The 22,528-nt window shown below is 60.5% G+C and carries 24 protein-coding genes and 1 pseudogene; 16 read left to right on the top strand and 9 right to left on the bottom strand.

What is annotated here, in order from left to right; all coding sequences use genetic code 11:
- Positions 1-3: 3 nt before the first annotated feature.
- A complete protein-coding gene (gene lysA, locus PSH79_RS27010) occupies positions 4-1,251 on the bottom strand; it encodes a diaminopimelate decarboxylase (protein ID WP_305440451.1) in 1,248 nt (415 codons plus the stop codon).
- Between the two features lie 9 nt (positions 1,252-1,260).
- Positions 1,261-1,434 carry a lipoprotein gene (locus PSH79_RS27005; protein ID WP_305440450.1) on the bottom strand — a complete coding sequence of 58 codons (174 nt, stop codon included), beginning with the start codon at positions 1,432-1,434 and terminating at the stop codon, positions 1,261-1,263.
- Between the two features lie 319 nt (positions 1,435-1,753).
- Between PSH79_RS27005 and cyaY the strand changes: the two genes are divergently transcribed.
- From cyaY to rnk, 3 genes are all read left to right on the top strand, one after another.
- On the top strand, positions 1,754-2,086 hold the full coding sequence (cyaY, locus tag PSH79_RS27000; protein ID WP_077575013.1) for an iron donor protein CyaY: 333 nt from the start codon (positions 1,754-1,756) through the stop codon (positions 2,084-2,086).
- A gap of 4 nt (positions 2,087-2,090) precedes the next feature.
- Positions 2,091-2,309 (top strand): DUF1289 domain-containing protein, encoded by a 219-nt coding sequence (locus PSH79_RS26995; RefSeq protein ID WP_305440449.1) that lies wholly within the window; start codon positions 2,091-2,093, stop codon positions 2,307-2,309.
- Positions 2,310-2,515: 206 nt separating this feature from the next.
- Positions 2,516-2,926: a nucleoside diphosphate kinase regulator gene (gene rnk, locus PSH79_RS26990; protein ID WP_305440448.1), complete on the top strand. Its 411-nt coding sequence runs from the start codon at positions 2,516-2,518 to the stop codon at positions 2,924-2,926.
- 7 nt (positions 2,927-2,933) lie between these two features.
- Here the strand turns inward: rnk and PSH79_RS26985 are convergent, their stop codons facing one another.
- The 3 genes from PSH79_RS26985 to PSH79_RS26975 form a co-directional block, all read right to left on the bottom strand.
- Complete coding sequence (locus PSH79_RS26985) at positions 2,934-5,777, bottom strand: class I adenylate cyclase (RefSeq protein ID WP_305440447.1); 2,844 nt, start codon at positions 5,775-5,777, stop codon at positions 2,934-2,936.
- A gap of 193 nt (positions 5,778-5,970) precedes the next feature.
- Entirely contained in the window at positions 5,971-6,216 is a 246-nt protein-coding gene (locus tag PSH79_RS26980) for a TIGR02647 family protein (protein WP_150593481.1), read from the bottom strand.
- Positions 6,217-6,408: 192 nt separating this feature from the next.
- Positions 6,409-6,699 (bottom strand): hypothetical protein, encoded by a 291-nt coding sequence (locus PSH79_RS26975; RefSeq protein ID WP_305440445.1) that lies wholly within the window; start codon positions 6,697-6,699, stop codon positions 6,409-6,411.
- A 123-nt stretch (positions 6,700-6,822) separates the two neighbouring features.
- Between PSH79_RS26975 and PSH79_RS26970 the strand changes: the two genes are divergently transcribed.
- On the top strand, positions 6,823-7,482 hold the full coding sequence (locus tag PSH79_RS26970) for a glutathione S-transferase family protein (protein ID WP_305440444.1): 660 nt from the start codon (positions 6,823-6,825) through the stop codon (positions 7,480-7,482).
- Positions 7,483-7,603: 121 nt separating this feature from the next.
- Here the strand turns inward: PSH79_RS26970 and argH are convergent, their stop codons facing one another.
- A complete protein-coding gene (gene argH, locus PSH79_RS26965; RefSeq protein WP_305440443.1) occupies positions 7,604-8,998 on the bottom strand; it encodes an argininosuccinate lyase in 1,395 nt (464 codons plus the stop codon).
- 333 nt (positions 8,999-9,331) lie between these two features.
- On the opposite strand from argH, the pseudogene PSH79_RS28305 reads away from it, so the two are divergent.
- The 8 genes and pseudogenes from PSH79_RS28305 to rsd form a co-directional block, all read left to right on the top strand.
- Positions 9,332-9,472: pseudogene (locus PSH79_RS28305) on the top strand (sensor histidine kinase); the annotation flags it as partial.
- Entirely contained in the window at positions 9,469-10,215 is a 747-nt protein-coding gene (locus tag PSH79_RS26960) for a LytTR family DNA-binding domain-containing protein (RefSeq protein WP_305440442.1), read from the top strand. The pseudogene PSH79_RS28305 and the gene PSH79_RS26960, both read left to right, overlap by 4 nt.
- Before the next feature lie 138 nt (positions 10,216-10,353).
- The gene (hemC, locus tag PSH79_RS26955; RefSeq protein ID WP_305440441.1) at positions 10,354-11,295 is read left to right on the top strand and encodes a hydroxymethylbilane synthase; all 942 of its coding nucleotides are present in this window, start codon (positions 10,354-10,356) and stop codon (positions 11,293-11,295) included.
- On the top strand, positions 11,292-12,059 hold the full coding sequence (locus PSH79_RS26950) for a uroporphyrinogen-III synthase (RefSeq protein ID WP_305440440.1): 768 nt from the start codon (positions 11,292-11,294) through the stop codon (positions 12,057-12,059). The genes hemC and PSH79_RS26950 overlap by 4 nt, the downstream gene beginning before the upstream one ends.
- Before the next feature lie 16 nt (positions 12,060-12,075).
- Entirely contained in the window at positions 12,076-13,218 is a 1,143-nt protein-coding gene (locus PSH79_RS26945; protein ID WP_305440439.1) for a uroporphyrinogen-III C-methyltransferase, read from the top strand.
- Positions 13,215-14,453 (top strand): heme biosynthesis protein HemY, encoded by a 1,239-nt coding sequence (locus PSH79_RS26940; RefSeq protein ID WP_305440438.1) that lies wholly within the window; start codon positions 13,215-13,217, stop codon positions 14,451-14,453. Before PSH79_RS26945 ends, PSH79_RS26940 begins: the two co-directional genes overlap by 4 nt.
- Before the next feature lie 218 nt (positions 14,454-14,671).
- A complete protein-coding gene (locus PSH79_RS26935) occupies positions 14,672-15,223 on the top strand; it encodes a disulfide bond formation protein B (protein ID WP_305440437.1) in 552 nt (183 codons plus the stop codon).
- A 184-nt stretch (positions 15,224-15,407) separates the two neighbouring features.
- On the top strand, positions 15,408-15,866 hold the full coding sequence (gene rsd / locus PSH79_RS26930) for a sigma D regulator (protein ID WP_305440436.1): 459 nt from the start codon (positions 15,408-15,410) through the stop codon (positions 15,864-15,866).
- Positions 15,867-15,921: 55 nt separating this feature from the next.
- Here rsd and PSH79_RS26925 read toward each other — a convergent pair whose 3' ends face one another.
- On the bottom strand, positions 15,922-16,587 hold the full coding sequence (locus PSH79_RS26925; protein ID WP_305440435.1) for an FKBP-type peptidyl-prolyl cis-trans isomerase: 666 nt from the start codon (positions 16,585-16,587) through the stop codon (positions 15,922-15,924).
- A gap of 192 nt (positions 16,588-16,779) precedes the next feature.
- Between PSH79_RS26925 and PSH79_RS26920 the strand changes: the two genes are divergently transcribed.
- Positions 16,780-17,934 carry an AlgP family protein gene (locus PSH79_RS26920; RefSeq protein ID WP_305440434.1) on the top strand — a complete coding sequence of 385 codons (1,155 nt, stop codon included), beginning with the start codon at positions 16,780-16,782 and terminating at the stop codon, positions 17,932-17,934.
- Here the strand turns inward: PSH79_RS26920 and PSH79_RS26915 are convergent.
- The gene (locus PSH79_RS26915; protein ID WP_305440433.1) at positions 17,931-18,392 is read right to left on the bottom strand and encodes a TIGR02444 family protein; all 462 of its coding nucleotides are present in this window, start codon (positions 18,390-18,392) and stop codon (positions 17,931-17,933) included. The two genes, PSH79_RS26920 and PSH79_RS26915, sit on opposite strands and share 4 nt — an antisense overlap.
- Before the next feature lie 50 nt (positions 18,393-18,442).
- Between PSH79_RS26915 and abc-f the strand changes: the two genes are divergently transcribed.
- The 3 genes from abc-f (at position 18,443) to PSH79_RS26900 (ending at position 21,700) form a co-directional block, all read left to right on the top strand.
- Positions 18,443-20,353: a ribosomal protection-like ABC-F family protein gene (gene abc-f / locus PSH79_RS26910; RefSeq protein WP_305440432.1), complete on the top strand. Its 1,911-nt coding sequence runs from the start codon at positions 18,443-18,445 to the stop codon at positions 20,351-20,353.
- Positions 20,353-20,934 carry a mechanosensitive ion channel family protein gene (locus PSH79_RS26905; RefSeq protein WP_187678235.1) on the top strand — a complete coding sequence of 194 codons (582 nt, stop codon included), beginning with the start codon at positions 20,353-20,355 and terminating at the stop codon, positions 20,932-20,934. The genes abc-f and PSH79_RS26905 overlap by 1 nt, the downstream gene beginning before the upstream one ends.
- A gap of 133 nt (positions 20,935-21,067) precedes the next feature.
- On the top strand, positions 21,068-21,700 hold the full coding sequence (locus tag PSH79_RS26900; RefSeq protein WP_305440431.1) for a LysE family transporter: 633 nt from the start codon (positions 21,068-21,070) through the stop codon (positions 21,698-21,700).
- Positions 21,701-21,782: 82 nt separating this feature from the next.
- Here PSH79_RS26900 and PSH79_RS26895 read toward each other — a convergent pair whose 3' ends face one another.
- Entirely contained in the window at positions 21,783-22,526 is a 744-nt protein-coding gene (locus PSH79_RS26895; RefSeq protein ID WP_305440430.1) for a penicillin-binding protein activator LpoB, read from the bottom strand.
- Between the last annotated feature and the right edge of the window lie 2 nt (positions 22,527-22,528).

The raw sequence follows: 22,528 nt of genomic DNA, 5'->3' as shown, positions 1-22,528 counted from the left end.
GGGTTACTCCGGCAGCAGGCTTTCGCCGGCAAACAGCTCGGCCACGGTTTCGCGGCGACGCACTTCAAAGACCTTGTCACCGTCCACCAGCACCTCGGCGGCACGGCCGCGGGTGTTGTAGTTGGAGCTCATCACAAAACCGTAGGCACCGGCCGAATGCACGGCCAGCAAGTCGCCTTCTGCCAAGGCCAGTTCACGGTCCTTGGCGAGGAAGTCACCGGTTTCGCAGATCGGGCCGACGATGTCGTATTGACGCGCGGCGGTGTCGCGGGGTTTGACCGCAGTGACGTCCATCCACGCCTGATACAGCGCCGGGCGGATCAGGTCGTTCATCGCCGCGTCAACGATGGCGAAGTCTTTGTGTTCGGTGTGCTTGAGGTACTCGACTTGCGTCAGCAGCACGCCAGCATTGGCGACGATGAAACGGCCCGGCTCGAACACCAGTGCCAGATCACGACCGTCCAGACGCTCACGCACGGCTTTGATGTAGTCACCGGCCAAAGGCGGCTCCTCATCGCGATAACGCACACCCAAGCCGCCACCGAGATCGATGTGGCGCAGGTGAATGCCGCAATCGCCGAGGCGATCGACCAGATCCAGCAGGCGGTCGAGGGCGTCGATGAACGGCGGCAACGTGGTCAGTTGCGAACCGATGTGGCAATCGACACCGATCACTTCCAGGTTCGGCAGATGCGCGGCGCGCACGTACACGTCTTCGGCGTCGGCGATGGCGATGCCGAACTTGTTCTCTTTGAGACCGGTGGAAATGTACGGGTGGGTGCCGGCATCGACGTCCGGGTTGACGCGCAGCGAGACCGGCGCGCGAACGCCCAGCTCGGCGGCCACGACTTGCAGGCGCTCCAGCTCATCGGTGGACTCGACGTTGAAGCAGTGCACGCCGACTTCCAGGGCGCGACGCATGTCGTCACGGGTCTTGCCGACACCGGAGAACACGATCTTGTCGGCGCTGCCGCCAGCGGCCAGCACGCGTTCCAGCTCGCCACGGGACACGATGTCGAAACCGGCGCCGAGACGGGCCAGGACGTTCAGTACGCCGAGGTTGGAGTTGGCTTTGACGGCGAAGCAGACGAGATGCGGCATGCCGGCCAGCGCATCGGCGTAGGCCAGATACTGGGCTTCGATGTGTGCGCGCGAGTAAACATAGGTGGGCGTGCCGAAACGGTCGGCGATGGCGGACAGCGCCACACCTTCCGCGAACAGCTCCCCGCCACGGTAGTTAAAAGCGTCCATGGCGATCCCTTATTGGTAAACGTCGTGCTTGTGTGCTTTGGACGGCTGCTTTTGCGAGGACTGGGCTTGTTCGGCCGGGTCTTGGTTATCATCGGGCAGGTACAGCGGGCCTTTTTGACCGCAGGCCGAGACAAGGCAGGCAACCGCGACGAGCGCAGCAAGGTAAGAGATCAGGCGCTTCATGGCGAAATCCTTGAAAATGCGTTAATTGCGCCGGAGTATACCGGCCACCCGGCAGCTTGCCTATGCGACGGGGTTCCCGTCCGGCGGGGCTCCTGAGAAGTGCATCATTATTCCCCGTGGGAGCGAGCCTGCTCGCGAAGGGGCCGGCAAGTTCAACAGGCTCGCTGCCTGACACACAGCTTTCGCGAGCAGGCTCGCTCCCACAGGGGCGTTGTTGGAAGGGCCAATAGGTACTTGGTCGTTATCCTTTGCAATCGGCAAGCAGCGTCCGTATCTTGCGGCGCTTGAGCCTGATCAGACATTTTTTGAGGTTGCCACAATGAGTTTGTCCGAAGCCCGTTTCCACGATCTGGTCGATGAAACCCAGGAAAAACTGGAAGACATCTTTGACGAGAGCGATCTGGATATCGATCTGGAAAGTTCGGCCGGTGTGCTGACCGTCAAGTTCGAAAACGGCTCGCAGCTGATCTTCAGCCGTCAGGAGCCATTGCGTCAGCTGTGGCTGGCAGCGGTGTCCGGTGGTTTCCACTTCGACTACGACGAAGAAAGCGAACGCTGGATGTGCGACAAGAGCGAAGAGCAACTGGGTGAAATGCTCGAGCGCATCGTCAAGCAACAGGCCGGCGCCGAATTCGATTTCGAAGGTTTGTGATTCCGTGACCGATACCGCTCCCGTTCGTCCGCCCAAGCCGCTCTACAGCAATATCAGCCCGGCGGTGCCTTCGCCGTGCAGCGGCGTGTGCCGGCTGGATGAACAGAAGGTCTGCCTCGGCTGTTTCCGGCATGTCGAAGACATTCGTGAGTGGCGCTCGGCGGACGATGAGCGGCGGCGAGTGATCGTCACTCAAGCCGCTGCTCGCAGAACTCTGGCCTGACTCAACCCTGTGGTGAGGGGATAAATCCCTTCACCACAAAGTCTCCCTCAGGATTGAGTGGGCCTGGTCGGCTGGTGACTTGTATATTTTTTGAGCTGTGATAGTGTCCGAGCACGCCTCAACCCATCGAGGCCTGGTGAAAACCCCGTCTTTTTTGGCGGGGTTTTGCTTTTTTTGTGTGCAGAAGAAAGGAGTCTGCCCGGATCATGACCGCACCTTCCATCACCCTTACCCGTCTGGACGTTCAACGTCTGGAACGCCTGATCGACAGCCTGGATGATTCGCTGCCGGGCGTGATTGCGCTGCAAACCGAACTGGACCGCGCCGACGACGTGGTCGGCCACGATGAAGTGCCCGCCGATGTCGTGACGATGAATTCCCGTGTGCATTGCCGCGAAGAAGGCAGTGGCAAGGACTACCACCTGACGCTGGTCTATCCCAAGGATGCCAATGCCGACGAAGGCAAGATTTCCATTCTGGCACCGGTCGGCAGCGCGTTGCTGGGCCTGAAGGTCGGTCAGCACATCGACTGGCCCGCGCCGGGCGGCAAGACCTTGAAGCTGAACTTGCTGGAAGTCGAATCTCAGCCGGCCAACGGCGGCGATTTCCGCGAGTAACTCCGCCTCAGACCTGTTCGAGCGCCTCGTTCAGGGCGCGCTCCAGGTCCGCCTTGTAGCGCAGATACAGATTGCTTGAACTTTGCCCATCACCGAGCAGGCCCGACAGGTCCAAATCGGTGATGTAGCAGCGATAGCGTTCGGTCTCGCGGCGCTGCTCGACGATCTCCCGGGCGACCACGCTGAACAGTTGGTCGCCATGTTCCAGCTCGCTGAATTCCCGTTGATTGCAATACAAGGTGACCTGCACTTCCCCCGGTGCGGCTTTGCCGACAATCGCCTGCACGTCGTAGAAAGGTTTGTTGACCGGCGTCTGCGGCGCTGCCCGGGCTTCGACCCGTCGCACCCGTCCCGGGCCCGAGGGCAATAACTGGTAATACAAAGTTTCGAGACGGGCGGAGGGGGCGGCATCCATCGGCAGCAACGCTTCGCGCCGGTACTGGATCGATTGCAGGAAGCGCTGTAGCGGTACCAGCAGACTTTGCTCGTCGTGATACGGCAAGTGCTGTTGCCACAACGCGTTGAATTCATCGAGCACGTACAGCTCGGCCTGCTGCTCGGTAATCCGGTAGAACACCTGAATGGATTCCGGCTGGCCCATCGGCAGGATCAGCGCGAGGTCGTGATCTTCCAGCGCCATCGGGTCAAGGTGCAGCGGGCTGTAGCGCGCCTGTTCTTCGCCGAGGTAATCGAGCAATGCCGGCAGGGTGGCGAGGGCGACGTGGTTGACCTGACCCGGCACCAACTCCAGCACGTGATAGTGCTGCTGCACCTGAATCAGGTAACGGTGATTCAACTCACTGAGCAACAGGTTCTGCGCGGTATCGACGATTTCTTCCACGCGGCGGGCGATGAATTGCGCACGGTTGTGGCAGAAGCAGCGCACCTTCAGCGAAGGTTGCAGCGCCCCGCGGGGCAAGTTGTTGAGGTAATCGCGCAGGCAATCGAGCAGCGCGTGGGGGCCGTCGAAACGGTTGACCAGTACTTCATTCCAGCTGTTGAGCGTGACCTGATCCAGGGTCAGCACGAGGTTTTCGCGCACCCCGGCGTAGCTCAGCGAGTCGGTGCGCCCGGTGGTCATCAGGATGTTCAGGTCGCGGTGATGCTTGAGCGGGTCAACCCCGACGTTGACCAGCATCAGCACCTCGCTCGGCACCGCAGCGCGCAGCAACGGTTCTTCGGCAACGGTCGGCAAAGGCAGGGCGATGCTTTGTTGCAGGCTGCCGAGCAGGTTGAACAGTTCGAACTCGCTCAAGTCGCTGTTGCCAGGGTGCAGGGCGAGGCGGGTGCTGCTGTCGATCACGCCGTTGCGGTGACACCAGGTCAGCAGTTCAAGCAATTCGCGGCTGCGTTTGATCGGCGCAAAATGTTCCCACTCCAGCGCCGTCAAACTGCCGTTGTACAAGCCCCATTGGGTTTGCCCGGGTTCCTTCTTATTGCGCGATTGCACCAGGGTCAGGGTGTCTTCGGCCAGATCCGGGGCGATGCCGGGGTTGATGAACTCAACCTTGTCAGCCTTGCGCTCGAACGCGGCATATAGCCTGCGGCCGAGGACGTTGAGGTCACGTTTGTTGATCAGGCTGACGGTCTGTTCGGTGCGGGCGAACTGGGTCAGGAAGCGGTAGCTGTAATTAAGTTCGTTGACCAGCGCGCGGCGTTCGGCGCTGACCTGGCGGACTTTCCACTGGCTGCGGCTGTCGAGTAGCGCCAGTTGCCGCTGATCCCAATGCCATTCATTGGCCAATCGTTCGAGTAACGAGCGCTGCCAGCCTTGGCTGCGACTGCTGCCGGTGAGCTTGCGGTTGACCTTCAGATATAACGCGCGGCGCACCAGTTCCAGTCGCTCCGGCTCATTGCGCGCAGTGAGGTATTCCTCGATGCGCCGGTACACGACCATGTACGGGTCAAGTTCATCCAGATCGAGCTGGTTGGCGAACACCGCTTGCTTGTAGCGCAGGCTCAGACACTGCACTCTCGGGTGCTCGCTGGCGTAGACCTCGGTCAGCAGCAGTTTGAGCACCGATTTGTAGGGCGACTCGATGCCCTTGAACAACTGCCACAATCCGGCGCCGATGAACTCACCCGGCGGAATCGTCGCCAGATGCCCGAGGTCGAGGGTTTCGTCGGCGCGGATGAAACGCTTGGAGAGCAGCGTGTGGGTGTAAAGGTCGTAGGCGTTTTCTTCGTAAACCGGCACCAGCCACCAGATCGGTGTGCGCCCGGCCAGCCAGATCGCGGTGCGGTAGAACTCGTCCAGCAGCAGATAGTGCTGGGTGGTGCCGCAGTTTTCCGAACTCAGTTGGCTGTCGCGTTCACCTTTGACGAAGCGCACCGGGTCGATCAGAAAGAAGTGCGCCTCGCCACCCTGGCTCGCCGCCCAGGTTTCGAGCAACTGGCATTTCTTGCGCAGCTCCGCGAGTTCGCTGTCGCTCAGGTCCGGCGCGTGGCAGACCCACACATCCATATCGCTTTGATCGGCCTGGGCCAACGTGCCGAGGCTGCCCATCAGGAACAGTCCGTGAATCGGTCGCGGCGGGTTGCTGCCATGACGCGGTTTGTAAGAGAACGAGCGGGTCAGGCGCTGGGCTTCGGCAAGGGTATTGGCATCCGGCTCGTAATTCGACAGACCGGCCGGCGTGCTGCCCGAGACGTAACCCGGCAGCAGCGGATGGTTGACGTGGAAGAACAGCGGCAGCAGCGTCAGTACGCCTTGCTGACGCGTCGACAAGCCTTCCAGCGCGCGGCCAAGACGACCTTCATTGAGTTTGAGAAAACGTGCGCGTAGCTGGCTGAGAACCTTGCGGTCGATTCCCTCGTCCAGATCGGGGCGGATTTCGTGGGTGCGCGTCATGTCAGCTCAAACCGGCTCGCAGGCTCGGACGTAGAGGTCTCGGAATGGGAGGCAGTTTAGCCTTTGCGCAGCGGGAGTTTTAAGCTGAATTTGTTTTTTGACGTCAGATTTCTATCGCCAGGCGATAGTCGACGTCCGGACGGGCCCGCGGAAAACCCGTGACAGAGGTTCCCGTGGGCGAAGTCAGGAAGGATCAGGCTGTTTCTGGCTCTCTCAGGATCGTCAGCACGGTTTGCACATTTTGCGCAGCATCACGACCCAGGCTGGTCAGATATCCGCCATCGGGCTGATCGGTCAGTTCTTTATCAAAGAGGCGTTGGGCAGCAGCGATGTGCTTCGGGGCAGCGGTCTGATGAATTTTCAAACCTTCCTGGGAACTGTCCAGGGGAAAGAGTGCGAGGACTTCCAGTTCGGCAACCAACTCAGGGGTAAGCGACATAAGGACTCCAGACTTTCTAGGAATTGGACGACAGCGCCCCTAAGGTGAACCTGCCGGCGCGGACTGTCCAGTGTGCGCGTCAGGGTTTTTGTCTCGGGGCGGACTCCAGTGTAGTCAGGGTCTGGCGGAAGGCCGGATGGATGGGTGACAAATTGTGTGGGAGCAGACCTGCTCCCACAGTTAGCTGCGCGGTTAGCGCTTTTCTGCTGGCAACTCAGGCAGCGCACGCAACGCGGTTTCATACCATTCGGTATCAAACGCACGGTCCTCCTCAAGCATGGCGTCAATCTCGTGCGCCAGCACGTGGGCCATCAGGTTAAGGATATCTTCACGCTCGACACCCACCAGAGTGAGCTTGTTGAACGTGGCTTTAGCCGCTGGCGGGTTGTCGCTTTCGATCTGGTTCTCGATGGCTTCGATCAACGTAGCCTCGGCGAACTCTTCTTCGTCATTGTCGTTGTCGATGTCTGTCGGCTCGCTCATGGCAGGCTCCTCAAGGAAAGGCGCCAGTTTACCCGCATTCAGCGGCGTGATGCTGCTGGCGGGATTCGCCTCGGCGATCTATAAACAGACACCGCCCACCCCGCACGGCCCGGAGGCTATGTGATGCTCAAGCTCTACGGATTCTCTGTCAGCAACTACTACAACATGGTCAAACTGGCACTACTGGAAAAAGGCCTGCCGTTCGAAGAGGTCACGTTCTATCCGGCGCAGACCCCGGATTCGCTGGCGATCAGCCCGCGCGGCAAGGTACCGGTGCTGGGCGTCGATGCCGGTTTCATCAACGAAACTGCGGTCATCCTCGAATACCTCGAGCAAACCCAGAAAGGCACGCCGCTGCTGCCGAGCGACCCGTCTGAGCGTGCGCAGGTATTGTCCATCGCCAAGGAAATCGAGCTGTATATCGAACTGCCGGGCCGCGCCTGTTACGGCGAAGCGTTTTTTGGCATGACCTTGCCGGATGCAATCAAGGAAAAGACCAAGTCCGAGTTGCTACTGGGGTTTGCTTCGCTGGGTCGCCACGGCAAATTCGCCCCGTATGTGGCAGGCGACAGTCTGAGCATCGCGGATCTGTACTTTCTCTACAGCGTGCCGCTGGCCTGTGCGGTTGGGCAGAAGCTGTTCGGAATTGATTTTCTGGCAGAGATGCCGGAGGCAAAAGCGTTGCTGGAGCGGTTTGAGCAGAATCCGCATGTGCAGAAGATTGCAGCGGATAAAGAGGCGGCGATGCCGGCGTTTTTGGCGATGATCGCTGCGAAGAAGTAGGGTTTTTTAGCGTTTTGCAGTTGGTAAATCGCTGGCAAGCCTGCTCCCACAGGTTTTGTGTCGATCACATAATTGTGATCTATCAAAATCCCTGTGGGAGCTGGCTTGCCAGCGATGCTTTTTAGCGGCTGGCGATCAGCGCCTGACCGCGCACAACCGCAGCCTTGACCTGCGCCGGCGCAGTGCCGCCGATGTGGTCACGGGCATTCACCGAACCTTCCAGGGTCAGCACGGCAAACACGTCCTGCTCGATCTGGTCGCTGAACTGACGCAGTTCTTCCAGGCTCATTTCTGCCAGGTCCTTGCCGGTGTCGACGCCATATTTCACAGCATGGCCAACGATTTCGTGGCAATCACGGAACGGCAGGCCACGGCGCACCAGGTAGTCCGCCAGGTCGGTCGCGGTGGAGAAGCCACGCAGCGCCGCTTCACGCATGATCGCGTGTTTCGGCTTGATCGCCGGGATCATGTCGGCAAAGGCACGCAGCGAATCGCGCAGAGTGTCGGCGGCATCGAACAGCGGCTCTTTGTCTTCCTGGTTGTCCTTGTTGTAGGCCAGCGGCTGGCCTTTCATCAGCGTCAGCAGGCCCATCAGTGCGCCGAATACGCGACCGGTCTTGCCGCGCACCAACTCTGGCACGTCAGGGTTTTTCTTTTGCGGCATGATCGAGCTGCCGGTGCAGAAACGGTCCGGCAGATCGATGAACTGGAATTGCGCGCTGGTCCACAGCACCAGCTCTTCGGAGAAACGCGACAAGTGCATCATCGCGATGCTTGCGGCCGAGCAGAATTCGATGGCGAAGTCGCGATCGGAAACGTTGTCCAGCGAGTTGCCGCCGACGGCGTCGAAGCCCAGCAGTTGTGCGGTGTACTCGCGGTCGATCGGGTAGGTGGTGCCAGCCAGCGCAGCGCTGCCCAGCGGCATGCGGTTGGTGCGCTTGCGGCAGTCGACCAGACGCTCGTAGTCGCGGCTGAGCATTTCGAACCAGGCCAGCATGTGATGCCCGAAGGTCACTGGCTGAGCAGTTTGCAGGTGAGTGAAGCCCGGCATGATGCTCGCGGCTTCGCGCTCGGCTTGCTCCAGCAGGCCGTTTTGCAGGCGGGTGATCTCGGCCAGGATCAGGTCGATCTCGTCACGCAGCCACAGGCGGATATCGGTGGCCACCTGGTCGTTACGGCTACGCCCGGTGTGCAGCTTTTTACCGGTGACACCGATGCGGTCGGTCAGGCGCGCTTCGATGTTCATGTGCACGTCTTCGAGGTCAATGCGCCAGTCGAACTGGCCGGCCTCGATTTCGCCCTGAATGGTCTTCAGGCCATCGATGATGCTGTCGCGCTCGGCATCGGTCAGCACGCCGACCTTGGCCAGCATGGTGGCGTGGGCGATCGAGCCCATGATGTCGTGTCGATACAGGCGCTGGTCGAAAGTGACGGAGGCGGTGAAGCGGGCGACGAAGGCGTCGACGGGTTCACTGAAGCGGCCGCCCCAGGACTGATTGGTCTTGTCAGTGCTCATGAATTCGCTCGTATCGGCTTGAAGAAAAAAGGCGTGAAACGCTGGCGCGGATAATAACAGGGTTGCCAATCCTGTCGCTGACACCGGTCGATACGTTTTTTTCTCATCGTGTCATCCATAGTCGGCGCGTCCTCCCGGAAATTTGCGCAACGATATTTTTCGATTGAGCAATATCGTTCCGACGAGCGTCTACAGTTGGACATAAGGGTCGGTGCAAGTCAGATCACGCAAAGGTCTGTCTCCCGACTATAAGAAGAGGGGGTGGGTGGATTGTCCTTGGACAAACACCGCGCAAAGCGCAGGAAACAGCGGGCTTCGAGCAGTACGACCCGGACACTGGCAAATATTGCTGGCCGACGTACGGCACTTTTTGGCGCTCGGGCTAGTCTTAGCGTGGATCGCGGTGACGGACGTCACTTCACCTGTCTACGCTATCCTTGTGCGAGACTCACGCAGGAATCCAGCGCAATATGAATGTCCTGATCGTTGATGACGAACCACTGGCTCGCGAGCGCCTCAGCCGAATGGTGAGCGAGCTCGAGGGTTACACAGTCCTGGAGCCCAGCGCCACGAATGGCGAAGAGGCGTTGGTGCTGATCGACAGCCACAAACCGGATATCGTGCTTATCGATATTCGCATGCCGGGCCTGGATGGCCTGCAGGTCGCTGCCCGTCTGTGCGAGCGCGAAACACCACCGGCCGTGGTGTTTTGCACCAGTCCCGATGAATTTGCCGTGGAAGCCCTGCAGGCCAGCGCCGTGGGCTATGTGGTGAAACCCGTGCGAACCGAACACCTGCATGACGCCCTGAAACGGGCTGAGCGTCCCAATCGGACGCAACTCTCGGCCCTGACCCGCCCCGCCGCCGAAAGCGGCAATGGCCCGCGCAGTCACATCAGCGCCCGTACCCGAAAAGGCATTGAACTGATACCGCTGGATCAGGTGGTCTACTTCATTGCCGACCACAAATACGTGACCTTGCGCCATGAAGCCGGCGAAGTGCTGCTGGACGAACCGCTCAAGGCTCTGGAAGACGAATTCGGTGAACGCTTCGTGCGCATCCACCGCAACGCGCTGGTCGCCCGCGACCGCATCGAACGTCTGCAACGCACGCCGCTGGGACATTTCCAGCTGTTCCTCAAAGGCCTCAATGGTGACGCGCTGATTGTCAGCCGCCGGCATGTGGCGGGTGTGCGCAAAATGATGCAGGGCCTTTAAGCCGGCCATTGCGGGCGGCTTTCACTTTTCGTTACCAGGCATTGCAGGCCAGGGAGGCCACGCCGTTTCTGATTCAAGTCAAAGTGGATTTGGCTGAGCTGTTATTATCCGCCGTATCTATTCAGTACGGATTGATCCATGTCCTCTCGCGAAATCCGCATCGCCACCCGTAAAAGTGCGCTGGCCCTCTGGCAGGCCGAATACGTCAAAGCCCGTCTGGAGGCGGCCCATCCGGGTCTGCTGGTGACGCTGGTGCCCATGGTCAGTCGCGGCGACAAGTTGCTCGATTCGCCGCTGTCGAAGATTGGTGGCAAGGGCCTGTTCGTCAAGGAACTGGAAACCGCGCTACTGGAAAACGAAGCCGACATCGCCGTCCACTCGATGAAAGACGTGCCGATGGACTTTCCCGAAGGCCTCGGCCTGTTTTGCATCTGCGAGCGCGAAGACCCGCGTGATGCTTTCGTTTCCAATGCCTACCCAAGCCTTGAGGCATTGCCGGCCGGCAGCATCGTCGGCACCTCCAGTCTGCGTCGTCAGGCGCAGTTGCTGACTCGCCGCCCGGATCTGGAAATCCGCTTCCTGCGTGGCAATGTCAACACCCGTCTGGCCAAGCTCGATGCCGGCGAGTACGACGCGATCATCCTTGCGGCAGCCGGTCTGATCCGTCTCGGTTTCGAAGACCGTATCACCTCGGCCATCAGCGTCGATGACAGCCTGCCGGCCGGTGGCCAGGGCGCAGTCGGTATCGAATGCCGCAGCGTCGACAGTGAAATCCACGCCTTGCTGGCTCCTCTGCATCATGCGGACACGTCCTCGCGCGTCACTGCTGAACGCGCCCTCAACAAGCATTTGAATGGCGGCTGCCAGGTGCCAATCGCTTGCTACGCCGTACTCGAAGGCGAGCAGTTGTGGCTGCGTGGTCTGGTGGGCGAGCCGAGTGGCGGCCGACTGATCAGCGCCGAAGCCCGGGCTCCGCGCACCGATGCCGATGCGCTGGGCGTGAAGGTTGCCGAAGATTTGCTCAGCCAGGGCGCTGAAGAAATTCTCAAGGCAGTTTACGGCGAGGCAGGCCACGAGTGACCGGTTGGCGCCTGCTGTTGACGCGCCCTGCGGACGACTGTGCGGCGCTCGCCGAAACGTTGGCCGGGCAGGGGATTTTCAGCAGTTGCCTGCCGCTTTTGGAAATCGCGCCGCTGCCGGTCTCTGACAGAATAAGCCAGGCGATTGCGCAGTTGCCCGTTTGCAGCGCGGTGATCGTGGTGAGCAAACCGGCGGCACGCATTGCGGTGGATCTGCTCAAGGCTCATGGCGCGCAGTCACTGGCGAACCCTTGGTTCAGTGTCGGTGCAGCGACGGCGCAGATTCTCAAGGATCATGGTCTTGACGTGAGCTTCCCGGTCGACGGTGATGACAGCGAGGCGTTGCTGCGATTATCGCGTCTGCGTGAGGCGGTGGCCCGGCCCGGTGCGCAAGTGTTGATCCTGCGCGGGGAGGGCGGTCGCGAGCTGCTCGCCGAGCGCCTGCGTGAGCTTGGTGCTAGTGTCGAGTATCTGGAATTGTATCGACGTGACCTGCCAGCTTATGCGCCGCAAACATTGCCGCGGCGGATCGAAGCGGAACGCTTGAACGGGCTGGTGGTCAGCAGTGGACAGGGTTTCGAGCACCTGCGTCAGATGGCCGGCGATGCCTGGCCTTTGATTGCGCAGTTGCCGTTGTTTGTACCAAGCCCGAGGGTCGCCGAGCAGGCACGTGCCGCCGGGGCCCAAACAGTTGTGGATTGCCGCGGCGCGAGTGCCGCGGCTTTGCTGACGGCGTTACGGGAGCAACCCGTGCCCGTTTTCTAATGCAAAGGATGGATACGTGAGCGAAACAGCCTTGCCTAAAGATGACGTCCAACCTGTGATTGATGCTCAGGTTGAAACTCCACCGCCGGCCAAAGAGCCGCGCCGAGGCAATGGACTGGCCATTGTCGCCCTGTTGCTCGGCGCTGCCGGCGTGGCGATCGGTGGCTGGGGTGTCTGGCAGGTGCGTCACCTGCAAACCAATACCCAGCAACAGTCGGGTCAGGTTCAGGCGTTGAACGATCAGGCGCAGAGCCTGAAGCTCAACGAGCAGCGCCTGACCGAGCGCCTCGCACAGTTGCCGGGGGCCGACGAGCTCGCCGATCGCCAGCGTCTGGTGACGCAGCTTCAGGGCGATCAACAGCGCCTCAATCAGCGCCTGGAAACCGTCCTCGGCGCTAGCCGCAAGGACTGGCGTCTGGCCGAGGCCGAGCATTTGCTGCGACTGGCAAGCCTGCGCCTTTCGGCCTTGCAGGACATCAGCAGCGCCCAGGCCCTGGTGCAAGGTGCTGACGAAATTCTTCGCGAACAGAACGACCCCGGCTCGTTCGCTGCACGTGAACAAGTGGCGAAAACCCTGGTCGCGCTGCGCAGCACCGCGCAGCCGGATCGCACCGGGTTGTTCCTGCGCCTGGGGGCCTTGCGTGATCAGGTCATTGACCTCACCGAGCTGGCGCCGGAATACAAGGATCGCGGCGAGTCGCTGCTCGGCCTGACGGCCGATGGTGACGGCGCCAGTCGCTGGGCGCAGTGGTGGGATCAGGTCTCGCATTACATTCGTATCGATTTCAACGCGGACAAGAATGTGAAGCCGCTGTTGGCCGGACAGAGTCTGAGCCAAGTGCGTCTGGCCTTGAGTCTGGCGCTGGAGCAGGCGCAGTGGGCGGCCCTCAATGGTCAGGCGGCGGTGTACACCCAGGCAATGGCCGAGGCGCGCGACGTCCTGAAAGGCAATTTCAATCCGGACAATCCGCAAAGCAAAGTGATGCTGGAACAAGTCGGCGAGCTGAGCAAGGAACCGGTCACCGTCAACACCCCGGATTTGACCGGCACGTTGAGTGCGGTTCAAGCCTATCTGGAACGACGTAACGTTAACGCCGAAGAGTCGGTGAAACCTTTCGCCAGACCTGCCGCCAACACCGCGCAGGAGGCCACGCCATGAAACGCCTCTATGTGATCGTGTTTCTGGTGATCGCCGCGACGGCGGCGTTGGGCCTGGCGATTGCCGAGCATTCCGGGTACGTGCTGGTTGCTTACAAGTCCTTCCGTTACGAGTCGAGCCTATGGGCGACGCTGGCGCTGATCGCGGTGCTGTGGCTGCTGATCTGGGGCATCAAGGCTTTGGTCGAGCTGGTCATGGCCTCCAGCGGCGTGGTCAATCCATGGTCACGGCGCAACCGCAGCCGCCGGGTGCAGGTGGCCATCGAACATGGTCAGCTGGACTTGGCTGAAGGTCGTTGGGCCAGCGCCCAGCGTCATCTATATCGAGCCGCAGAGGCCGAACGCCAACCGCTGCTGTATTACCTCGGCGCTGCCCGCGCGGCGAACGAGCAAGGCAATTACGAGGAATCCGATCGTCTGCTCGAACGGGCGCTGGAGCGTCAGCCGCAGGCGGAACTGGCGATTGCCTTGAGCCATGCCCAGTTGCAGACCGACCGTGGCGATACCGACGGCGCGCTAGTGACTCTGCAGGCCATGCACGAGCGTCACCCCCATAATGTGCAGACACTGCGCCAGTTACAGCGTCTGTATCAGCAGCGCGGTGAATGGTCGGCGGTGATTCGTTTGTTGCCCGAATTGCGCAAGGACAAAGTCCTGCCACCTGCCGAACTGGCTGAGCTTGAGCGTCGTGCCTGGGGTGAAAACCTGTCACTGGCTGCACAGCGCGAAGAGGACGGCACAGTCGGCCTGCAGTCGCTCAGCCGGGCATGGCAGCAGCTCACCTCGGCGCAACGTCAGGAGCCGCCGCTGGTGTTGGCCTATGCCGAGCAGTTGCGTCAGCTGGGTGCTCAGGTCGAGGCGGAAGAGGTGCTGCGCACCGCGCTCAAGCGCAAGTACGACAGTCATCTGGCGCGTCTTTATGGTCTGGTGCGCGGCAGTGATCCGGCACGCCAGCTGCAAACCGCCGAAGGCTGGCTCAAAGATCATCCGCACGATCCGAGCCTGCTCCTGACGTTGGGACGTCTGTGTCTGCAAGCCAGCCTGTGGGGCAAGGCGCGGGACTACCTCGAAAGCAGCCTGCGCGTGCAGCGTAATCCGGAAGCCTGTGCGGAACTGGCGCGCTTGCTCGCGCAACTGGGCGATACCGAGCGCAGCAATCAGTTGTTTCAGGAGGGTCTGGGTCTGCTCGATGAGCGCCTGCTGGCCGCGCCGCTGCCGGTTCCGGCTCACGTTTGAAGTCGCGAGGGAGGTTGCTCCCTCGCTTACCTTTGGTGGCCGCAAATTCAACTTCAGTGAGTGCTAAGGGCAAAGTCCTACAACGGGCTACACCGATTCCTCTCGAACCTGTCGGGTTTTCCCTACACCTCTGGTGAACTGTCCGCAGGGCCTTGCCTTGAAAGGCTGACACGCTTTCCTCTACCGTAACCATCTGTCTCTACTGTTACGGAAAAGCCATGTCGTTGGCCTGCTCACGCTCCTTGTTCTTCATGGCTTTCACTGCGGGGGCCTTTGCCCTGGGAGCTTCCTATTATCTTGAATACGTTGTCGGCCTTACGCCGTGCAGTCTCTGCCTGGTGCAGCGGCTGTTCCTGACGTTGCTGTCGGCATTCTGCGGTCTGGCGGCGATCCACGGACCCAAACGTGTCGGCCTTTCGCTTTACTGGTTGCTTGCGCTGCTGACGAGCCTCGGCGGCACCACGGCGGCCTGGCGGCAGGTGCTGATACAAAGCGATCCGGTGCTGCAACTGTTGAATTGCTCACCGGCGCCCGAGACGCTGTTCAGCGGTTTTCCGTGGCTCTGCGCGCTGCAAAGGATGTCTAACGGTGGCGCAGACTGCGCGGAAATTTCCTGGACGCTGTTCGATCTGAGTGTCCCGGAGTGGAGTCTGTTGTTCTTTGTCGCGGTGTCGATTCTTGCCGTTTATCAATTGTTGCGCCTGGGCTGGGGCGCTCTGCAGCGACCGCTCAGCGGCGAAGCGTCGCACTCGGCGCTGGTCCGGGATTAAACACTTGTATGAACTTTATCTCCTGCGTACCTTGAAGCCATAGGCGTGCGGGCATAATCTGGCCCGCACGTGTCATTGGATTTATGTTGCTCGATGACGCTCTGCCCGGCCGTCCCCCCAAGCCAAAATCAGAAGAGGGGCGCGGGTGTAGAGCAGCATGACCCACAAGGGAAGAGAGATCGCCATGCTCGAAAGTTGTCAGAATGCTCAGGAACGTTGGGGTGGAGTTCATCTGCTGATCGACCGCTGGTTGCAAGAGCGTGAAGATCTGATCGGCGCCTACGACAAACTCGGCGCGGAGCCTCAGGCGCTGTCCGAGAACCGCAAGCCCTTGCAGGAGTTCTGCGGCGTGCTGGTCGATTATGTGTCGGCCGGGCACTTCGAAATCTACGAACAACTGACCGGTGAAGCCAAGGCGTTTGGCGATACGCGAGGCCTGGAGCTTGCCGAGACAATCTATCCGCGCATCGACGTCATCACCGAAAAACTTCTGGCGTTCAACGACCTTTGCGACGAAGGCAAATGCGTTGCGGAGAAATTCAAGGAACTCGGTGGCCTGCTTCACGAGCGCTTTGAACTGGAAGACTGCCTGATTGAAGTGCTGCATACGGCACACAAGGAAGAGGATTCGGTTCAGGCCTGACTGACGCTTTCAACAAAAAAACGGTGCGCTCAGGCGCACCGTTTTTTATGCCTGATCAACTCGTCGCGCCGCGCAATTCGATTTCAAAAACCAACGGTGTAAACGGCGCGATCAGGTCGCCGGCACCGTCGGCGCCATAAGCCTGATCCGATGGAATCACCAGTCGCCATTTCGCACCCACCGGCATGTTTTGCAACGCGGTGCGCCAACCGGCGATCACGCTGTCGAGGTTGAACCATTGCGGCTGAGTGTTCTGATCGAACACGGTGCCATCCGGCAAGCGACCGATGTACAACACCTGGACTTTTCCATCAGGGCCCGCCTTGGTGCCGGTGCCTGGCGTCAGCTCGGTGAGCAGGATGCCGTCAGCCAGTTGCTTCACACCTGACTTGGCTTTTTCAGCCGTCAGAAAACGCTGCTCGTTTTCCATCGCGGCGTCGCTTGAAGGCATCGCGGCGTGCTCGGCATTTTGCGATTCATGGTCGGCCAGAATCTGTTCGATGCGCGCTTCACTCAGCGCCAGCGGCTTGCCTTGATAGGCCTGCTGCAAACCTTCCACCAGTGCCTGAATCTGCAACTGCGGGACTTCCTGGCGCAAGCGTTCGCCCAGGCTGGCACCGAGACTATAGGCCAGATCATGAGCGTCGTTCGCCGTGGTTTTTTCGTCGGCGCAGGCCGCTGAAAAAACCACGCAGAGGGATAAAAAAAAGTAGCGCGACATGGGCTCTCTCCGTCCTGAATTGCGGTGGATTATGCCAGCGCGAACGTCTGCAACGGTGAACTGCTTTCGACTTGTTGAAGAACATTTTCACTTCGTTGCAACGCAACGGTTTCGATACTGTCAAGATGACCTAGCGGCGGTAACTGCAGAGGTCTAGTATGAGCCGCACTCACGTCAGCCAGGAGGTAAACCATGTCGGCCACCAAGAAGCCTGTAAACACTCCGTTGCACTTACTCCAACAACTCTCGGGCAGCTTGCTCGAGCATCTGGAAAACGCTTGCTCCCAAGCCTTGGCTGATGCTGAAAAACTGCTCGCCAAACTGGAAAAGCAACGCGGCAAGGCGCAAGAAAAACTGCACAAATCCCGCACCAAATTGCAGGACGCAGCTGCCGCTGGCAAAGCCAAGGCGCAGACCAAAGCCAAAGGCGCAGTGAAAGAACTCGAAGACCTGCTCGATGCGCTGAAAGAACGTCAGTCCGACACTCGCAGCTACATTCTGCAACTCAAGCGCGATGCCCAGGAAAGCCTGAAACTGGCCCAGGGTGTTGGTCGTGTCCAAGAAGCAGTGGGCAAAGTATTGTCGTCCCGCTCGGCCAAACCAGCGGCGGTACCTGTCAAGAAAGCCGCAGCCAAACCTGCTGCAGCCAAGGCACCGGCGAAAACCGCTGCTGCAAAACCAGCCGCTAAAGCCGCCGCAAAACCAGCTGCCAAAGTGCCCGTGAAAGCTGCAGCAAAACCGGCTGCCAAGCCTGCGGCAAAAAAACCGGCTGCGGCGAGCGCTGCGAAACCGGCGGCTAAAACCACTGCGGCAAAACCTGCTGCCGCCAAAACTGCTGCGGCAAAGCCCGCTGCAAAAACAGCCGCAGCCAAAGCAACTCCAACGAAAACCGCAGCAGCAAAACCGGCCGCTAAAACCGCGGGCAAAACCGCAGTGAAACCTGCCGCTAAAACTGCCGCTGCAAAACCTGCCGCCAAGTCCGCCGCCAAACCAGTTGCTGCCAAAGCGGCTGCAAAACCAGCTGCCAAAGTCGCCGCAAAACCAGCTGCCAAGCCTGCTGCAAAACCAGCAGTCAAGCCAGCCGCTAAACCGGCCGCCGCTGCCAAACCTGCTGCCGCAAAACCGGCTGCCAAGCCCGCAGCAAAACCAGCAGCAAAACCAGCTGCGAAAAAACCAGCCGCTGCCAAACCTGCCACCCCGACAGCTGCCAAGCCTGCCGCACCGGCAACCCCGGCCTCGCCAGCAGCACCTGCGCCAGCCGCTACTACCTCGACCTCGACCTCTACGACTGCGCCAACGCCAGCCGCTGCGTCGAGCGTCACCAGCAACCCTACCAGCGCTTCCTAAGTGCCGGTTGCCGCGATGCGCAGCACTTGCAGCGCATCGCGGTTCGGGCTGGCCCCTGGGCCTTCCAGCGCCTCCAGCCATGCCATCGACCCCGATGCATTGCGCGCCCACATCTGTGCAATCCCCTCCAGCCGTGACAACAACGCACGCTCAGCCTCAAGCTCCAGCGCCTTGACTTGGTCGCGCATGCCTTTCAACACTGCATCTTTCATAGCCCCCGCCTTCCATTGCATGCGCAATGCACGCAGCGGTTGCACGACCTCGATATCCCAAGGCTCGGTCAACAGCTGAAGCTGTTGAACGCGCTGTTGATCGCAGGCCACGCCACGTTGTTCCAGCCATAAACCGCACAGCATCAGGCACACATTGGTCCCCGCCGTTTGCAGTTGCAGGCAGGCGTCTTCCACGCCCGGGCGGGCGTAGGTGGCAAGGGAAAAGCTCCACAGGTCAGAGGACATCGTGCTACTCGCGCCAGTTGTGAGCGAAGCTGGTAGACTCCGCCGCCATTATGATCCGACTTCAGAACCTGACTTTACAGCGTGGCCCGCAACGTCTGCTAGAAGACGCCGAGCTGACCCTGCACGCCGGCCACAAAGCTGGCCTCATCGGTGCCAACGGCGCCGGCAAATCCAGCCTGTTTGCCTTGCTGCGCGGCGAATTGCACCCGGATTCGGGCGATTGCCTGCTGCCGGCTGACTGGCGGATCGCGCACATGCGCCAGGAGGTCGACACCCTCGAGCGCCTGGCGGTCGACTATGTGCTCGATGGCGACCTGCGTCTACGTGAGGTGCAACGCGACCTTGCGGTGGCCGAAGCGGCCCATGACGGCGTGGCGCTGGCCCGTCTGCACGCCGAACTCGACAGCGCCGACGGCTACACCGCCGACGCGCGGGCGCGCAAGTTGCTCGCCGGTCTGGGTTTCACCAATGAGCAGATGGATCGCCAGGTCGGAGATTTCTCCGGTGGATGGCGGATGCGTCTGAATCTGGCGCAGGCATTGATGTGCCCGTCGGACTTGCTGTTGCTCGACGAACCGACCAACCACCTGGACCTCGACGCCATTATCTGGCTCGAAGAGTGGCTCAAGAGCTATCCGGGCACCTTGCTGCTGATTTCCCACGACCGCGATTTCCTCGATGAAGTCGTCGACCATGTGGCCCACGTCGATCAGCGCAAAATCACCCTCTATCGTGGCGGCTACACCGCGTTTGAGCGTGCCCGTGCCGAGCGTCTGGCCCAGCAGCAACAGGCCTACGAGAAGCAACAGGCGCAGCGTGCGCACATGGAAAGCTACATCGCCCGCTTCAAGGCTCAGGCCACCAAGGCCCGCCAGGCCCAGAGCCGGATCAAGGCGCTGGAACGCATGGAAGAGTTGTCGGCGGCCCATGTCGATTCGCCGTTCGATTTCGTGTTCCGCGAGTCGACGAAGATTTCCAGCCCGCTGATCGACCTGTCCGATGCGCGTCTGGGTTACGGTGAAAAAGCCATCCTGGAGAAGGTCAAGCTACAACTGACCCCGGGTGCGCGAATCGGTCTGCTCGGCCCGAACGGCGCGGGCAAATCGACCCTGATCAAGAACCTCGCCGGCGAGCTTGAGCCGTTGGCCGGGCGCCTGACCCGTGGCGAGAACACCGTGGTCGGCTACTTCGCTCAGCATCAACTCGACTCGCTGGATTCCAAGGCCAGCCCGTTGCTGCACTTGCAGCGTCTGGCGCCGACCGAGCGCGAGCAGACCCTGCGCGACTTCCTCGGCGGTTTCGACTTCCGTGGCGCGCGGATCGACGAGCCAGTGTTGAATTTCTCCGGTGGCGAGAAGGCGCGTCTGGCCTTGGCGTTGATCGCCTGGGAGCGGCCGAACCTGTTGCTGCTCGACGAACCGACCAACCACCTCGACCTGGAAATGCGCCTGGCGCTGACCATGGCGTTGCAGGAGTTCAGTGGCGCGGTTCTGGTGGTCTCTCACGATCGTCACTTGCTCAAGAGCACCACCGACAACTTCTATCTGGTCGCCGACGGCAAGGTCGAAGAATTCGACGGCGACCTCGAAGACTATGCGCGTTGGCTGGTGGAATACCGTCAACGCAATGCGCCGGTCAGCAACACCCCGGTGAACCCGGACAAAACCGACAAGAAGGCTCAGCGTCAGGCCGCTGCTGCGTTGCGCCAGCAACTGGCACCGCACAAGCGTGAAGCCGACAAGCTTGAAGCTGAGCTGGGCAAGCTCCACGAAAAACTGGCCAAGGTCGATGCCAGTCTCGGCGACAGCGACATCTATGAGCCGGCGCGCAAGAACGAACTGCGTGATCTGCTGGCCGAGCAAGCCAAGCTGAAAGTGCGCGAAGCGGAACTTGAAGAGGCGTGGATGGAAGCCCTGGAAATGCTGGAAAGCATGCAGGCGGAGCTGGAGGCGTTGTCCTGATGGAAGCCTTCAAGCTGCCGCTGCCGGCCATGTGGGTCGAGCCGATCTGGCTCGGCGTACAGATTCTGCTGATCCTGCTGGCCGGTTACATTGCCCAGCGCTTTGTCGCCAAATGCCTGACCCGTCTGGGTGAGCGCTATCCTTTTCCGCCGCAACTGCTGATGCCGCTGCGTGGCGTGTTGCGCTGGCTGATCATGGGCAGTGCGGTGATCTTTGTACTGCAGCGCCTCGGCGTCTCGGCTACGGTGCTATGGACGGCGCTGTCGGGTTTCGTCGCGGTGGCGGCGGTGGCGTTCTTCGCGATGTGGAGTGTGCTGTCGAATCTGCTCTGCGCGATTTTGATTTTCACCGTCGGGCCGTTTCGCCTGGGCGATGTGGTCGAATTGGTGGATACCACCGACAAGCCCGGCGTCAAAGGCCGGGTGGTGGCGATCAATCTGCTGTACACCACGTTGATCGAGGCTGAGGAGCTGGGCACCGGCAGCGCGATGGTGCAGGTGCCGAACAGCTTGTTCTTCCAGCGTTCGGTGCGGCGTTGGCGTGGGACTGATGTGTTCCCTTCGAGCGGTTTCGAGAAGTAAGCCTTCAACCAAGATCAAAAGATCGCAGCCTGCGGCAGCTCCTGCAGAGGGGTGTCGCAGCTGCGATCTTTTGCTTTTAAGCTCCAACCGCATTAGCTTGGACGTCTGTCACGAGTCAGAGTCGAGGTGTGCGATGGAGCTACAAACATGGCTGGCGTTCTTCGCCGCCTGCTGGGTGATCAGTCTTTCCCCGGGCGCCGGCGCCATTGCGTCGATGTCCAGCGGTCTGCAATACGGCTTCTGGCGTGGTTACTGGAATGCCCTGGGCCTGCAAATCGGCTTGGCCGTGCAGATCGCGATTGTGGGTGCCGGTGTCGGCGCGATTCTTACTGCTTCGGCCACTGCGTTCCATGCGATCAAATGGTTTGGTGTGGCCTATCTGGTGTATCTGGCGATCAAGCAATGGCGCGCTCTGCCCATGGACATGAGCGATGACGCAGCGGTGCGACCGATCGGCAAGCCGCTGGCGCTGGTGTTCCGCGGTTTTCTGGTGAATATCAGCAACCCCAAGGCATTGGTGTTCATGCTGGCGGTGCTGCCGCAGTTCATCAATCCCCACGCACCGCTGCTGATCCAGTACCTGGTGATCGGCGCGACCATGATCTGCGTCGATCTGATTGTCATGGCTGGCTATACCGGTCTGGCGTCGAAAGTGCTGCGCCTGTTGCGCACGCCAACACAGCAGAAACGAATGAACCGCACGTTTGCCGGGCTGTTCATTGGCGCGGCGGCGTTTATGGCGACGTTGCGTAAAGCGGCGGTATAAACCCAGCAGGCACAAAAAAGGCGACCTCATGAGGTCGCCTTTTTTAGGCGCGCAATTCCCACGCAGAGCGTGGGAATGATGCTTAGCGCAGAATCACCGGTGCGGTATCGCGCGGCAGGTTGTTACGCTGCTGCGGCTCGCGCGGCTGCTCGTAACCGCCGCCCCCGAGCTGTTGGCTCAGTTGTCCGGCCACGTCCTCACCCAGCGCCTTCGACACCTCGCGCACCACCCGTGGGCGGTTCAGCGAGATCTTGATGTCGCGGTGGTTCACCAATTTGGTGTCCTGCGCTTCACCCATCGCCGTGAAGGCCGACGTGATTTCGAAGGTCTTGGTGTTGATCAGGCTGAAGTCCGCCACCAACGTCAGGCCCAGTACCGCCGAATAGCTGTCGGTGTGCGCCAGCTCGTTCATGTCCTGAGTGAAGTCGATATCCGACACGGTGCCAAACAGAACATAGTCGGCACCCTTGAAGTTACCGGCCTTGATCCGCTTGATCACGTCGTAGATGTCACCCTTGGACGACGCGGTGTACGGCGTGCCTTGCACCAGCTGGAACATACCGGTACGCAGAATTTCACCCTTGATGTCGCCGGTGAATTTGCGCAGCTCGGTCTGCTCGATGTAGCTGGTGGTCGCTTCGATCTCGTTGTAGTTCGAAGAACCGCTGGAGCTGTAGTAACCCTCGCGGTAATTGTTCTGCGCCGAAACGATGTGGATGTATTGCTCCACACGTTCCTGATACGCCAGATCCGTCACCGCGACTTTCGGGGCCGCTTGCGCGCCAAATGCGCAAGCCAGGGCCATCATGCCAATCCATGCGCGCATCG

It is taken from the genome of Pseudomonas sp. FP2196 (assembly GCF_030687715.1).
GTDB lineage: Bacteria > Pseudomonadota > Gammaproteobacteria > Pseudomonadales > Pseudomonadaceae > Aquipseudomonas.
Note: the sequence above shows the minus strand (reverse complement) of the source record. Positions and strands in the feature narration are given on the sequence as shown.

Excerpts from the sequence above, each read along its gene's own strand:
- lysA (WP_305440451.1), bottom strand. The coding sequence starts at position 1,251 with ATGGACGCTTTTAACTACCGTGGCGGGGAGCTGTTCGCGGAAGGTGTG.
- PSH79_RS27005 (WP_305440450.1), bottom strand. The coding sequence starts at position 1,434 with ATGAAGCGCCTGATCTCTTACCTTGCTGCGCTCGTCGCGGTTGCCTGC.
- cyaY (WP_077575013.1), top strand. The coding sequence starts at position 1,754 with ATGAGTTTGTCCGAAGCCCGTTTCCACGATCTGGTCGATGAAACCCAG.
- rnk (WP_305440448.1), top strand. The coding sequence starts at position 2,516 with ATGACCGCACCTTCCATCACCCTTACCCGTCTGGACGTTCAACGTCTG.
- PSH79_RS26985 (WP_305440447.1), bottom strand. The coding sequence starts at position 5,777 with ATGACGCGCACCCACGAAATCCGCCCCGATCTGGACGAGGGAATCGAC.
- PSH79_RS26980 (WP_150593481.1), bottom strand. The coding sequence starts at position 6,216 with ATGTCGCTTACCCCTGAGTTGGTTGCCGAACTGGAAGTCCTCGCACTC.
- PSH79_RS26975 (WP_305440445.1), bottom strand. The coding sequence starts at position 6,699 with ATGAGCGAGCCGACAGACATCGACAACGACAATGACGAAGAAGAGTTC.
- PSH79_RS26970 (WP_305440444.1), top strand. The coding sequence starts at position 6,823 with ATGCTCAAGCTCTACGGATTCTCTGTCAGCAACTACTACAACATGGTC.
- argH (WP_305440443.1), bottom strand. The coding sequence starts at position 8,998 with ATGAGCACTGACAAGACCAATCAGTCCTGGGGCGGCCGCTTCAGTGAA.
- PSH79_RS26960 (WP_305440442.1), top strand. The coding sequence starts at position 9,469 with ATGAATGTCCTGATCGTTGATGACGAACCACTGGCTCGCGAGCGCCTC.
- hemC (WP_305440441.1), top strand. The coding sequence starts at position 10,354 with ATGTCCTCTCGCGAAATCCGCATCGCCACCCGTAAAAGTGCGCTGGCC.
- PSH79_RS26940 (WP_305440438.1), top strand. The coding sequence starts at position 13,215 with ATGAAACGCCTCTATGTGATCGTGTTTCTGGTGATCGCCGCGACGGCG.
- PSH79_RS26935 (WP_305440437.1), top strand. The coding sequence starts at position 14,672 with ATGTCGTTGGCCTGCTCACGCTCCTTGTTCTTCATGGCTTTCACTGCG.
- rsd (WP_305440436.1), top strand. The coding sequence starts at position 15,408 with ATGCTCGAAAGTTGTCAGAATGCTCAGGAACGTTGGGGTGGAGTTCAT.
- PSH79_RS26925 (WP_305440435.1), bottom strand. The coding sequence starts at position 16,587 with ATGTCGCGCTACTTTTTTTTATCCCTCTGCGTGGTTTTTTCAGCGGCC.
- PSH79_RS26920 (WP_305440434.1), top strand. The coding sequence starts at position 16,780 with ATGTCGGCCACCAAGAAGCCTGTAAACACTCCGTTGCACTTACTCCAA.
- PSH79_RS26915 (WP_305440433.1), bottom strand. The coding sequence starts at position 18,392 with ATGTCCTCTGACCTGTGGAGCTTTTCCCTTGCCACCTACGCCCGCCCG.
- abc-f (WP_305440432.1), top strand. The coding sequence starts at position 18,443 with ATGATCCGACTTCAGAACCTGACTTTACAGCGTGGCCCGCAACGTCTG.
- PSH79_RS26905 (WP_187678235.1), top strand. The coding sequence starts at position 20,353 with ATGGAAGCCTTCAAGCTGCCGCTGCCGGCCATGTGGGTCGAGCCGATC.
- PSH79_RS26900 (WP_305440431.1), top strand. The coding sequence starts at position 21,068 with ATGGAGCTACAAACATGGCTGGCGTTCTTCGCCGCCTGCTGGGTGATC.
- PSH79_RS26895 (WP_305440430.1), bottom strand. The coding sequence starts at position 22,526 with ATGCGCGCATGGATTGGCATGATGGCCCTGGCTTGCGCATTTGGCGCG.